At 36.2% G+C, this 13072-nt stretch carries 16 protein-coding genes; 12 read left to right on the forward strand and 4 right to left on the reverse strand.

Features of this window, described 5'->3' with window-relative positions; translation table 11 throughout:
- Window positions 1-106: 106 nt before the first annotated feature.
- The gene (locus tag F6K18_RS26715; RefSeq protein ID WP_287525307.1) at window positions 107-478 is read left to right on the forward strand and encodes a hypothetical protein; all 372 of its coding nucleotides are present in this window, start codon (window positions 107-109) and stop codon (window positions 476-478) included.
- 158 nt (window positions 479-636) lie between these two features.
- Here the strand turns inward: F6K18_RS26715 and F6K18_RS26720 are convergent, their stop codons facing one another.
- Entirely contained in the window at window positions 637-822 is a 186-nt protein-coding gene (locus F6K18_RS26720) for a DUF5837 family cyanobactin class RiPP (protein WP_287525308.1), read from the reverse strand.
- A gap of 740 nt (window positions 823-1562) precedes the next feature.
- Here F6K18_RS26720 and F6K18_RS26725 point away from each other — a divergent pair.
- Window positions 1563-2318 (forward strand): RNA-guided endonuclease TnpB family protein, encoded by a 756-nt coding sequence (locus tag F6K18_RS26725; RefSeq protein ID WP_287525309.1) that lies wholly within the window; start codon window positions 1563-1565, stop codon window positions 2316-2318.
- 122 nt (window positions 2319-2440) lie between these two features.
- Here F6K18_RS26725 and F6K18_RS26730 read toward each other — a convergent pair whose 3' ends face one another.
- The 3 genes from F6K18_RS26730 to F6K18_RS26740 form a co-directional block, all read right to left on the reverse strand.
- On the reverse strand, window positions 2441-2746 hold the full coding sequence (locus F6K18_RS26730; protein WP_287525310.1) for a TOMM precursor leader peptide-binding protein: 306 nt from the start codon (window positions 2744-2746) through the stop codon (window positions 2441-2443).
- A gap of 27 nt (window positions 2747-2773) precedes the next feature.
- Window positions 2774-2953, reverse strand: coding sequence for a hypothetical protein (locus F6K18_RS26735; protein WP_287300934.1), 180 nt, complete (start codon window positions 2951-2953; stop codon window positions 2774-2776).
- A gap of 233 nt (window positions 2954-3186) precedes the next feature.
- On the reverse strand, window positions 3187-3339 hold the full coding sequence (locus F6K18_RS26740) for a hypothetical protein (RefSeq protein WP_287525311.1): 153 nt from the start codon (window positions 3337-3339) through the stop codon (window positions 3187-3189).
- On the opposite strand from F6K18_RS26740, the gene F6K18_RS26745 reads away from it, so the two are divergent.
- The 10 genes from F6K18_RS26745 to F6K18_RS26790 all read left to right on the forward strand — a co-directional run bounded on the left by F6K18_RS26745 (window position 3320) and on the right by F6K18_RS26790 (window position 12857).
- Complete coding sequence (locus tag F6K18_RS26745) at window positions 3320-3685, forward strand: transposase (protein ID WP_287525313.1); 366 nt, start codon at window positions 3320-3322, stop codon at window positions 3683-3685. The genes F6K18_RS26740 and F6K18_RS26745 overlap by 20 nt on opposite strands.
- Window positions 3686-3864: 179 nt before the next feature.
- Entirely contained in the window at window positions 3865-4038 is a 174-nt protein-coding gene (locus tag F6K18_RS26750) for a hypothetical protein (protein WP_287525315.1), read from the forward strand.
- Window positions 4035-4157: a hypothetical protein gene (locus F6K18_RS26755; RefSeq protein ID WP_287525317.1), complete on the forward strand. Its 123-nt coding sequence runs from the start codon at window positions 4035-4037 to the stop codon at window positions 4155-4157. Before F6K18_RS26750 ends, F6K18_RS26755 begins: the two co-directional genes overlap by 4 nt.
- A 507-nt stretch (window positions 4158-4664) precedes the next feature.
- A complete protein-coding gene (locus F6K18_RS26760; protein WP_287525319.1) occupies window positions 4665-5510 on the forward strand; it encodes an Npun_R2479 family HD domain-containing metalloprotein in 846 nt (281 codons plus the stop codon).
- Between the two features lie 234 nt (window positions 5511-5744).
- Entirely contained in the window at window positions 5745-5885 is a 141-nt protein-coding gene (locus F6K18_RS26765) for a hypothetical protein (protein ID WP_287525321.1), read from the forward strand.
- Between the two features lie 315 nt (window positions 5886-6200).
- Window positions 6201-7325 (forward strand): AI-2E family transporter, encoded by a 1125-nt coding sequence (locus F6K18_RS26770; protein WP_287525322.1) that lies wholly within the window; start codon window positions 6201-6203, stop codon window positions 7323-7325.
- 344 nt (window positions 7326-7669) lie between these two features.
- Window positions 7670-8737, forward strand: coding sequence for an ABC transporter permease (locus F6K18_RS26775; protein ID WP_287525324.1), 1068 nt, complete (start codon window positions 7670-7672; stop codon window positions 8735-8737).
- A 632-nt stretch (window positions 8738-9369) separates the two neighbouring features.
- Complete coding sequence (locus tag F6K18_RS26780; protein WP_287525326.1) at window positions 9370-10827, forward strand: mechanosensitive ion channel family protein; 1458 nt, start codon at window positions 9370-9372, stop codon at window positions 10825-10827.
- Between the two features lie 424 nt (window positions 10828-11251).
- Window positions 11252-12175: a class I SAM-dependent methyltransferase gene (locus F6K18_RS26785; RefSeq protein WP_287525327.1), complete on the forward strand. Its 924-nt coding sequence runs from the start codon at window positions 11252-11254 to the stop codon at window positions 12173-12175.
- A gap of 493 nt (window positions 12176-12668) precedes the next feature.
- Window positions 12669-12857: a hypothetical protein gene (locus F6K18_RS26790; protein WP_124145263.1), complete on the forward strand. Its 189-nt coding sequence runs from the start codon at window positions 12669-12671 to the stop codon at window positions 12855-12857.
- The last annotated feature ends 215 nt before the right edge of the window (window positions 12858-13072 follow it).

Consider the following 13072-nt stretch of genomic DNA (forward strand, 5'->3'; position numbering starts at 1 on the left):
CCCCAATAATCTAATGCTACCGTAAAATAATATCTCTTCTTCAAACAGACCAAAAAAGTTGTATGCTATATATCTGAAGTTTCTTAAAAAAACTACGATACGACCTATGTCTGCTCAACTTTTGACAAAAATCATTTTCAGCACCTTAACCACAGGAATAATAACTATATTCCTACCTCAGCCATCTTTTGCTGAATCTTATGAAACTAATACAGTTAATCCTCTAAAGGATTTGCAAACCGTAGATAACCCAGATCCTTTCAGTGGTTCCGGTGGGTTGAATATGTTCGACATTATTCATAACTCAAGACTGGGAAATAACCGGAATATGAAAGAGTATATGCTCGAACAACGTGACAGTATTAATGATGCAGCGACGCAGTTTCGCAATAAACAGCAGCAGTTAATAGAACCATCACAGAATGCTGTCGGTGATACTCCTGCTTCTACCGTAGGTGAGAGTGAAGTTAATCCTTAATCGACCACATAGTATAGTTATTTATTCCAGCGATCGCTCTGTTCCTCAAATCAGTATTTAAAGATAAGAGTCTATAATTGTATTGTAGGGGCGAATAACCATTCGCCCTTAAGCATTGTATGACGATCGACTGAATTATATTATTCCATGGAGCAGGGTTATTCTGCCTCACCGTCATAGGAACATCTGTAAGGCTGATTCCTCCTGGAACCTTGTGGGGCTATTCCCTCCCTGGAGGCGAAACCAGTAGTCAGGTTTTCTTCTTCAAGTCCCTCTATAGGTTTTTCAATGTTCAAGCGAATCACAGGCTTTTGTTGTTGTGGCATCAGATTTTTCTTGGCCATCGGATTATTCCTCTGTGTATTTTTAGCTTAATTTGCTTGCATTTTAGGTTTATGAGTCACTACTGTCAAGTTAATGAGCTTAACTTAAGTAGCTATCAGCATTTTCCGTACCGGAATGCTCTGCAAACAGCACTCAGCTTTCAGCGGGCTAAAAGCTTGGGTTTAAATCCTCGACTTCTGCTCTTACCTTTTCCTCCACTTTTATGACCAAGAGAACGACGCAAAGCACTGAGGGCTAACTACTGAAGCCAAATAATTGGACAAAGTTGGATAAATATTAAGAAATCTCGAAAATCTGTTGATGATATGCTATCATACATTAAAATTTTCCTAAACAATCAAAGACTTTTTTTCATGGTGTGCGTGTTCAAATGCAATCAATCAAGACTAAATTAAAAGTTAACAATTACCAAAAAACAATACTTGCTTGCGCACGCAGGTGTAGCCCCTGACTGCTTATAATTGGGGATTAGCTACTTGCATTTCTGAATACGCAGAAACCAAGAAACGGCCTAGTGCTATCGCGTTACATAAACGTTTAATTGCTGAAGTTAAAAGTGAAAATCCATGGTATTATGAAGTATCAAAGTGCGCTCCCCAGCAAGCCTTAAGAAATTTAGAGAGGGCATTTAAAAACTTTTTAACTATTCCTAAACGTGGATTTCCTAAGTTTAAGAAAAAAGGTAAAAAAGATAGTTTCTCCGCGCGAAGGAAGTATTAAAATTCTGCAAGGAAACTACATGAAATTACCAAGAATCGGAATAGTCAAAACTTATGAAATATTACCTTCTGTGCCAGTCAAAAATGTCACCATCTCAAAAGGTGGAGATAACTGGTACATTAGCTTTAAATATGATGAATGTCAGCCCAAACCTCCGACTAAAAAACGGGCTGTTATCGGTGTAGATGTAGGCATAAATGCCCTAGCAACTTGTAGTGATGGAACGAAATTTGCTAACGTCAAAGCCTACAAACAAGCCAAAAAACAACTAACTCGTTATCAACGCCGTCTCAACAAAAAAGAGCCTGCTTCCAAAAACAGAGCCAAAGCCGTAAAAAAACTAGCCAAAGCTCACAAAAAAGCGGATGCGACCCCGCGCCGTCTCACGGCGCAAGGGAACGCGCACCAAGCAGTAGCTGATATCAGGGCGGAGGCACTACATAAAGTCACAACATGGTTAGCCAAGAACCACAGCACCATAGTGATTGAAGATTTGAAGGTGAGTGGAATGCTCAAAAACCATAAGCTGGCGAGTGCAATAGCAGACTGTGGGTTTTATGAGTTTAAGCGTCAGTTATCATACAAGTGTGAATGGTATGGCAATGAATTAGTGATAGCAGATAGATTTTATCCAAGTTCTCAATTGTGTTCTCACTGTGGGCAGAAACATAAAATGCCATTATATAAGAGAATTTACGAATGTGGCAACTGTGGTTTTGAAGCAGACAGAGACTTTAACGCTGCCGTCAATTTGGAAAACTATGTGGATAAGTAGGTGGAGTTTCCGCCGATTTTAAGCCTGTGGAGAAGATAAGTTACAGACTGCGGTCAGTGGTATTCAGTGTTTGCGCAGCATTGCGTCAGCAAAACAGGAAGCTAGCTCCAAAACTCATGCAATTATGTTTGGGTAAGTTTGGGTAAGTTTAGTAGAACGGTTTTGGCACTACCGAAACTATGAGTAGCATTGTAGGTATGGATTAGAGAATTATTTGGGTCAGAGGTTTGTACTAAAGCACTGACAACTCCAGTAATGGGACTTATTAGTTGTTCGTAGCGTTTTGTTGTTTGGTCGGGAGTGAATGCGCGATGACCGCCATCAGAGGTAAAATGTTTTTTGCGACTGGTGAGAGTCAGAGGATAAAATGCCATGTCTTTGAGTAATTTAGGATCGCCGCAAGCTTGACATTGAGGTCGTTTACTCAAAATATGAGTTTCTGTGGTCAGGTTTGTCTAGTTAAAGGTAATCACTTTTCCAGCGAGGGTAGTAAAGTTAGGCATTTCCACCCCACATCTTTGTACTATCCATTTGGCAACTTCAGTGGTTATCAGATTGATGGCAGTTGCCATAGTTGAAGGTAGGTAACCATAAAGAAGTAGGGAGACATCCAGAAATTTCTCTTTTACTCGCACTAGATTTTTTGGTCGAAAGAGATTTTTGTTTCTGTCGCAAAACTGCAGCTTCAACTTCCCGATGACCGCGCAAACGTTGAGCTAAACATTACACATCTTCCAGAAAAGAGGGAGTAGGCAGCTTTGCTGTAGGCAGTATGGAACCCACCCCTCGCCCCTCCCCCTCCCAGGAGGGGAAAGAATTGATAATTTCTGTGTGATAATTGATTTGATTTTTGATTTTTACCAGATGTCTAATCCCAACATCCGGTATCTTCTGGTTCAAATATCGGACCTAACCACAGTAACCCTCCCACAGGTTTTGCCAGCAACCAAGGTTGATGAGCACAGACTGCGGTTTCATTAATTTTCGCAAGTTGTGGTTGAGTGATAGAACAGTGGCTCAATCAGAACAAAACTGGACGTAGGGGAGCATCCAACACCTATAGCAATGTCGCCATGGAGCTAATGGCCACTATTGCTACTTTGTTTAGCTTGGCAGGACGACAAATTGAGGATTTCTTGGAATCTATATTTGAATTGATGGGAATAGACTTGCCAGTACCAGACCATAGTACCTTGTGTCGTCGCTTGAGCAAACTGAACATCAATATACCTATATTACCAGCAACAGAAACCATGTACTTGGTACTAGACTCTACGGGGGTCAAAGTGTATGGCGAGGGAGAATGGAAAACAAGAATTCATGGTGTGGGCGTCGGACATGGCGTAATATCATGTCCGGATAATTAGTGATCAGAAAACTCTCTCCTTCAACTCCAGTTCTTCTTCTTCCTTCTTCTTTCTTCCCTCCTGACTCCTGAGGACTGACTCCTGAGGACTCCGTAGTTATTTATTTATCACTGTTCAACCGGACATGATATAAGCTCTATTTGGGGGTTTCGGAGGCAACTGGGGAGATAGCTACTGCTATGGTAAGGAACAACGATGTTAGTGATGAAGAAGCATTTTCCGAGGTACTAGATGCTCTAGAAGGAGAGATAGCTCAAGTATCAGGAACGGGACATACGACAAGTATAAGTCTGATGAAAAGGCTAGTCAAAGAGGAGCAAAAATCACGATTCCTCCACGAAAAAATGCCGTGATTGGGCAACATGGCAACTGTAAAGCTCCACCCCATCCTAGAGATGAGAACCTCAGACGCATTCGTCAAATAGGACTAAAGAAATGGAAGCATGAAAGTGGTTACCACCGACGCTCCTGATCCGAGACCACAATGTTTCGGCTCAAAGTGATGTTCGCAGGTAAATTACGACGACGGAAATTTAACAATCAAGCAGTGGAGTTATTGATACAATGTGCCCTCCTCAACCGTATAATTACCGTATGATTAAAGATTGTAAGCCAGAAAGTTACAAAGTACAATTCTAGTTCATTCCTCTACAGGGGTGATTTTTGTGATCGCCACCTTCATGCAACAAAGCCTATTTTCTGGTATAATTTTACTTCTCAATTTACTTTCACCCATTTCTATAACCACTCAACACTTATGTTGTAAAGAAAAATTATCGTTTTGTTAGATTTCTTTAAACCATGAAGTAACTCGAATATAAAAATGACCCTGATTTTGCTTTCTGTGTCTCATTACCTTCAGCACTATTTATAATATTAAGTAAGTAAGAATAAATGACGTAAGAAAGCAAAAAAATAACTCAGACAACTACAATTTTTAGAAAAGCCTAAAAAAATCAAAACAAATTAAGAAAAAAATATGTTTAATGCCACTGAAATATTAATTAATTCATTTGTCGAAAAAATTAAAGATGGCTACCGTCGTACTTACGGCGGTCATAAATCTAACTACGAAGAAATTATTGGTTGGGCAGGAAATATGGCACTAGAAAATATTGCCAATAGTGATGCCCTTTACCATAATGTAGAGCATACAATTCTGGTGACTCTTGTAGGCCAAGAAATTCTACGGGGAAAACATATTCGAGAAGGAGGAGTTGCCTGCGAAGATTGGTTACATTATATTATTTCCTTAGTTTGCCATGACATCGGATATGTAAAAGGAGTTTGTCGGGCAGACAAAAAAGGATGGTACGCTACGGGTAGGGATGATGAAATGGTTAATTTGCCATTAGGTTGTACGGATGCTAGTTTAACTCCTTATCATGTGGATCGGGCAAAATTATTTATTAATGAACGATTTGGCGGTCATAAACTAATTGATGTGGGAATAATTAAACATAATATTGAGTTAACATGCTTTCCTGTTCCGAAAGAATCAGATCATCAAGATACTGTTAATCATCCTGGTTTAGTACGAGCGGCAGATTTAATTGGCCAGTTAAGTGACCCCCGCTACCTCAATAAAATTTGTTCTTTATATTATGAATTTGAGGAAATGGGTTTCAATGAAAAAGTAGGGTATAAAAATCCTAGCGATCTGCGCGATAATTATCCGCAATTTTTTTGGCAAGGAGTTCTTCCTTATATAAAAAATGCTCTGAAATATTTGTCACTAACACAGCAAGGTAAGCAAATTATTGCTAACCTTTACTCCAATGTATTTGTAATAGAGCATGATCTTTCTATGAAGGTTGCTGTTTAGAAATTAGGGAGCAGAAAGAAGAAGGAAGAAGGAAGAAGGAAGGAGGAAGAAGGCGTTTAGTTATCTACTAGAGACGGAAGGACAGAAGCAGCGAAAAATCTAGCATTGTCTGAGTTTTAAGCTTTTGATATGCCCGCGCCTTTTCCTTAAACTGCTATAAAATTTTGTTGAGATATTCAACAAGAAACAGAAAATATCTCTAATACCATTTCTCAAAAACTTTTCTACATTTTCATGAGTAGGAGACCCACCCCTCGCCCCTCCCCCTCCCAGGAGGGGAAGTGGGGGAGTGGAGTAGAAGTAAACACAAGAATAATTAACATTAACTTGGCTAAAATTAGCAAAAAAGTGATTCGGCTATTTTTAATTACTTAAGAACTGAAGTTTGACCTAAGTATAGCGTTACTTTTGGGAATTGGTATAATGCCAAATTCAGTTATTATTGGCTAATTACTTAAATCCTAAAAACCTTTACCTCTAAAGGTTTAAATTTTTTAATTATTATTTTATACCAGATCATGGATTTAGATAATGTTGCAAATTTTCACAGACAAAAATTTCAGGTGAATATTTCCAATAATCAGTTTGAAGTAATTTGTGACAGGCTAAAATTATATACAAAACTGAGATTTGATAAATGTTGAAGCTGTCTAAGCTATTACCAATTACTAATTACCAATTACCAACTTTATGAATGTCAAATTTTCACCTATTCAACAATTTCTAATTACATGGTTATTATTATTAGTAGCAGGATGGTTGACAATCGGGGCAATTAGTTATGTAGGTGAAATAGTTAGTATTCTAATTACAGCAGGATTAGTGGCATTTTTGTTAAACTATCCAGTATCTAAACTACAAAAAATTTTGCCCCGAAGTTTGGCAGCAGGTTTAGTATATTTAACGGCTGCTTTAATAATATTAGTTATCGGCCTAACTATTGTTCCACCAGTTCTTAACCAAGCTCGACAATTGTGGTTGAAATTTCCAGACTTATTAGAATCTGCCAGATGGCAATTAACAGAATTTCAAACCTGGAGTGAATTTAATAATTTACCCTTTGATGTCGGGATTTTACAACAGCAACTATCAGCAAAAGCTCAAGAAGAAATACAGGCGATCGCTACTACCAGTTTTGGTTTAGTCTTAGGCACAGTTAACTGGTTTTTCGACTTAATTTTAATTTTAGTAATCTCCTTTTATATGCTCTTAGATGGAGAAAGAGTTTGGAATAATCTGACAAGTATTATTGCTCCAAAAGTACGAGATGTATTTACAAAATCCCTAGAAGTTAATCTTCAAAGTTTTATCTCTGGACAGTTGTTATTAGGTTTATTTATGGCAACTACTTTATCTTTTGCTTTTTGGTTTCTTGGTGTTCCCTATTTTCTACTATTTGCAGTCTTTATCGGGGTAATGGAATTAATTCCATTTATTGGCGCAACTTTGGGCATTGGCACTGTAGGCAGTATAGTAACATTTATTAATTGGTGGTTAGCTTTAAAAGTCTTAATCGTGGCGATCGCTCTCCAACAAATTAAAGATAATATAGTTGCCCCTAGAGTCATGGGTAATTTAACCGGACTTAGCCCAGTAATTATTTTTGCAGCGTTACTATTAGGTGGTAAAATAGGAGGGCTTTTGGGAGTAATATTAGCAATTCCGCTCACTGGAGTTTTAAAAAGTATTGTGGAAGTGGTGCTAAATCCAAAATTACCACCCCAAACAGGCTCTTTCTTTTATAATCCTATGGATGAAGAAAATGAAGTATCAGAAATAGAAATAAAACAATTAAATCAACAAGTTTCTCCCTAACTTATTACGCCTTATTTCTTCCTTTTGATCTCCTTCCTTCTCCCTAAATTATTCCTTATTTCTAACTTTTTAGGCTCGTAGTAGGGCTTTAGCCTTATTATACTTATAATCAATAATCATTCCAGTTAAGATTGAGGCACTTAACCTTGACATAATCCTTAAAAATAAGGGATTTATCCATCTCATTTTTATTTTAAACTACTATAAGTATTAGGGCTAAAGCCCAACTAAGAACAAAAACCTTATTATTAGTAGTTATCCGATAGGGTAACTCCCCTGGAGGGGACAAGCGATATTATTTTCTTACTTATTCCTTCTTACTTATTACTTCTTACTTCTTAAATATGAAATGGTGGAAAAATCTTAAAAAAAATCCTTTAGCAAGATTTGGTGCATTATTACTATTAATTTTTTATCTGGTAGTAATTGCTGCTGACTTTATTGCTCCATACGACCCCTACACATCTCAACCCAATGGTTCCCTACTACCACCTACTCAAATTTACTGGCAAAACCAAGCAGGTGAGTTTATTGGACCCCACGTTTATCCCACAACTCAAGGACCAGTAGATTTAGAAACTGGACTCCGCGAGTTAAACGTAGACTTGAATAAACCATCTCTTCTCGGTTTATTTGTCAAAGGAACACCCTATAAACTCTTGGGTATTTTGCCTTTGGATCGACATTTATTCGGAACCACAGGTGAAGGGAAATTTAACTTATTAGGTACTGACGAACAAGCGCGAGACCAATTTAGCCGTTTACTTTTTGGCGGTAGGATTAGTTTATTTATTGGTTTAGTGGGAATTACAATCTATTTTCCCTTGGGAATGATCATTGGTGGAATTTCTGGTTACTTTGGTGGTTGGATAGATAGTATTTTGATGCGTTTCGCTGAAGTATTAATGACAATTCCAGGTATTTATTTATTAGTGGCACTTGCTGCTGTATTACCTCCTGGTTTAACCAGTGCTCAAAGATTTCTCTTAATTGTGGTTATTACTTCATTTATTAGTTGGGCAGGGTTAGCTAGAGTCATTCGGGGACAAGTATTATCTATCAAAGAACAAGAATTTGTGCAAGCGGTAAGGGCAATGGGGGCGAATTCTTTTTATATTATTGTTCGTCATGTATTACCCCAAACGGCAACTTATGTAATTATTTCAGCAACTTTAGCTATTCCTAGTTTTATTATCTCAGAATCAGTTTTAAGTTTGATTGGTTTAGGTATTCAACAACCAGACCCCTCCTGGGGAAATATGTTATCTTTGGCCACAAATGCTTCTATTTTAGTGTTACAACCTTGGTTAGTATGGCCTCCAGCATTATTAATTATTCTAACTGTATTAGCTTTTAATTTATTAGGAGATGGGTTGCGAGATGCTCTAGATCCACGAAATTTACAACGCTAATTTACCAATGGATAATTAATTACTTCTGGTTAAAACCGTGAGGGAATTGAATATAAGGAAATATCCTAGAACTTTTTTCCCAAGAGAAAGAGTCGGCTAATAAAGCTGAATAATTAATAATTAGGGTTTGCTGAAAAAGTCTTTGAGTAGGGGTAGGAGTCAGGAGTCGTAGGGGCGATTTCCTGCGGAATGCTGCGCAAACGCGAATTGCCCGTATCAGGATAAATGGGAATTTAGAGGAGGTCGTTGGAAAAATTATCCCTTAATTTTTCTTTCCTAGTGAGCCTTTTCTGCTAACTTTTTGAGCCTTTTCGACCTAAAAGCTTGTACTTTTTCCAGACCTAAAAAGCCACTTATCTTTATCTGTCAATGCTTTTAGATTTAATCAGCAAGCCCTAATTATTCGGTAAAGTTGAAACTTCAAAAAAGAATAGGAATTAATTTAGAGTATGTTGATACTTTTACAAACATCAAGCTTTTCAGCAATATACTCACTCCCCTGGCTCGAACAGGGAGGAATTTTAGGGATTGCAATAGTTTTAGGATTCTTTTTATATCTGTTAGTATTCTCGGTTCTAAAGTCTTTCTTTCGCCGTTCAAGCAATGAAATAGGTATTTTAACTATAAATATTTTGCAAACTCCTCTACTGATACTTTTTGTACTAATTGTTTTTAAAGTATTAACTTACAGTTTAAACTTATTAGAAAATTTACCTTTAATTCACAGATTATTAACAGCAGGAATTATTGTTGTAACTACTTATTTAATCAATCAGTTATTTACCCAGGTAATTGCTTATTCTCTCAGCAAATATGCAGAAAAAACAGAAGCAGACTGGGATGATGTTTTAATTCCCTTAATTAAAAATACTCTGCCAATTTTAGTCTACTTGATAGGAGGTTTTTTATTCCTCCAAACATTAGGAATAGATTTAAGTGGGCTATGGGTGGCATTTGGTGGTATTACATTTGTACTAGGTTTTGCCCTGAAAGATATTTTATCTAACTTTTTTAGTGGTTTGGTATTATTAGTAGATACACCATTTAAATTTGGTGATGTTGTGGCTTTAGAAGATGGCTCAGTCGCTGTAATTAAATCTATTGGAATTAGGCTCACAACTTTATATTTAATTGAAAGTCATTGTGATTTGTTAGTGCCTAACGCTGCTTTACAAAGTCAAAATTTGATTAATTTTAGTCGTCCTAATTCTAGCTATTATTATACAATTATTGTACCAATTAGAGCAGATAGTGACCCCAATCAAGCTATCAAAATTATTGAAGAAGTAATTTTGAGTCATCCAGATACATTAGGAGATATCAAGAAAAAGTTGGTAGCTATAGAAAATTTTTACAGGGTGACAGATCAATTATTAGAAGGTGAGACTCATCTTGTATCTAAAAAAGAAGCTGGTCGTCAACGTCTTATAGCAGAAGGAAAAGTTAAAGTTAAGCTAGAAGAAATTAAGCAAGCAATTACAGAGTTAGTTAGTAAAATTAAGTTTATGGAAATCCAGGGATTGGATTCGGGAGAAGTTAGAGAAATTCAAGGTTATTATTTAGATATAGTGAGAATGGTAGGGTTAGAAACAGTATCAGAAAAACAAAAAGGACAAAAGTCATTATATTTGCAAGCATCACAGAATATGGGTGAAGATACTTTAATTAGTTTGCTGAGAAGTTGGTATCGAAACTGGCAAAAAGATCCAGATTTGATTGATATAGATAATGAAGTTTTGGAAAATGAGTGGGAAAGAAAAATAGATTTTTTAACAAAGAAAATGAACAAATTATTACAGCAAATTGTTAATGCTAATCGAAGTTTGTCAGAAACAAAATTGGATGATTATACCGAAGAATTATGGAAATGGATAGAAGAAAGATTTCAAACTTATGCTTCCTGGGAGTCTCCAAGAATTTGGATGCAAGATATGTCGGGAGTTGATGTTGGTCTTACTAATACTAATATGGCTGTGAAGTTTTTTGTTGATAATATTAAATTGGAACAATGTCAGCGTGGCAACCGTATCCGCAGTGAGGTTCATGGAAAAATTGTCCGGCGACTGAGACAAGCTTATTTCTATAGATAAATTTTTGTTTTTGGAGATATTTCGATCAAAAGTAGATGATGCTAAGTTGGTTTAGTATTGTCTATATTAATGTAGTTTTTTTAGGGTTTCATTCTTTCCAACAATTTTCTAGTTTCGTTGTTTAATTCGCCGATCAACCTCATAAAAAATTACCATTTTTGTTGTTTTGATACCAGAGTATACTATTATGTATGATGTTAGATATGTTTCAACAATTAATAATTAATAATTATTAATTATTATAAAGAAGAGGATTGACTAAAAGGATTTTTTTCTTTTTTCTCCATGAATGGAGAGGCTTTATACCTTGATTTTTTCGGTAATTAATTTTGCGTACCTGCTTATCAGTTAATAGTTAATCGTTAATAGTTATTGCAGAATCAATACAACTAATTTTAAACACATTTTTTGTAGAAAAAAAATAATGACTACTACTTTCAAATCTCAGCCTAATTTAGCTACAAAATTAGTCAATGGAATTCTCTCAATTAAACCACTCGCTAATTTTGCTAAAACTCAAGCACGAAAGATGATTATTAAACGTGCAGAAAAAATTGGTGTTCCTTGGCGCAAACAAGCAAAAGAACTCTCCGAACGCAATTGGGATAGAGAATGGGAAATAGTAAATAATCCTAATTTGAGCTATCCAGAATATTACCTTACTTCATTTCATGCTTATGAAAAAGGTAATATGAGTTGGCAAGCAGCTACAGAAGAAGAAGTAGCAGCTTTAGCAGTTCATGCGAATATTTGGCCGGAAGAAGGTATTGGTGGAGATGCCAGACTTCGTAAAAGTTTTCTTGATATTCTAAAAGCAGAAATTTCTACACCAAATGATATTTTAGATTTGGGATGTGGTGCTGGTTTAAATACTTTTTCACTACAAAAAGTTTTCCCTCAAGCTAAGTTTACAGGAGTAGATTTATCCCCTTATTTTTTAGCAGTTGGTTTGTATCGTTCTCAACAGCAAAATTTAGATATTAATTGGGTTCATGCTGCTGCTGAAGCAACTGGTTTACCTGATGATTCTTTTGATTTAATTTCTATCTCTTTAGTCTGTCACGAACTACCACAAACTGCTACTAGAAAAATATTTCGCGAGGCAAGGCGGTTATTACGTCCAAATGGCAATATTGCAATTATGGATATGAACCCTAAATCAGAAGTTTATGCCACGATGAAACCTTATGTTTTTACTTTGTTGAAGAGTACGGAACCTTATCTGGATGAATATTTCACTTTAGATATTGAAAAAGAATTGATAGATGCTGGTTTTATGACTCCCAAAATAATTTGTAATACTCATCGTCATCGCACAATTATATCATATCCAGTAGAACAATTATAATAGGGCTTCGTAGTGGGGCTTTAGCTCTTACAATACTTGTATTAGGGCTAAAGTTAAACTACAAACAAACACAAATTTTATTATAACTAAATTATTCGATAGTGTAGCTCCCTCGGAGGGGGCACATAATATTATTTCTAGGGTGAAATAATCGTTGAGATTTTAATTTTTTAATTCAGCTTTGCTGATTAACTGTAAAAACATTTACCCGACGTTGCGCTTACGCGACAACGCGAGATTCCCTAACATCACTGATAAAGCCTTTCTGCTTCTAACGCACCTGCCTCCGTTGTACCTCGATCGACATTGTATATAGTCGGCAGTTTGGTTATTTTTAGGATATTATCGCTATAATTAGTTTTGTTGCGTCAATATTCTCAACATTACAAAGTTTAAATTTATTTAATGAAATATTGAGATTAATGACCGGAGGGATTGATTAATTTAATAAGTAGGTTAATGTTAAATTAGCAAACAATTTGAATCAAAAAAAATGATTGAGAAAGAAAAAAATCTCCCACGAAATACTTTGAATAACGTAACTGAAAAACAACAAATTAACAATAACTTAACACCTCTGGTAGCTGTGCCTGACGATCGGAGACTAACAAGAGCAGACCCTTTTGAAACTATGAGAGGATGGAACTATGGCATTCCTGGATGGTATGTAGAACGGTATTGAATAGCGATCGCAACAGATCAAAGTTGAACTTTCTATTTTTTCTTATGAAACTGTTGGATCGATAAATTGTTTCCCTATTTTCCTTCTTTCCTTGTTCCTTAAATTGTTTCCCTATTTTTCCTGGCGTTGCTGAGTGGTAATGATTTTGAGATTAACTTTGGGCGCAAAACATCAGTTTTTCAATTTTACCTTCAGCTCATAGACATCTCCAAGAA

Source organism: Okeania sp. SIO2C2 (assembly GCF_010692625.1).
Classification (GTDB): Bacteria; Cyanobacteriota; Cyanobacteriia; order Cyanobacteriales; family Microcoleaceae; genus Okeania; species Okeania hirsuta.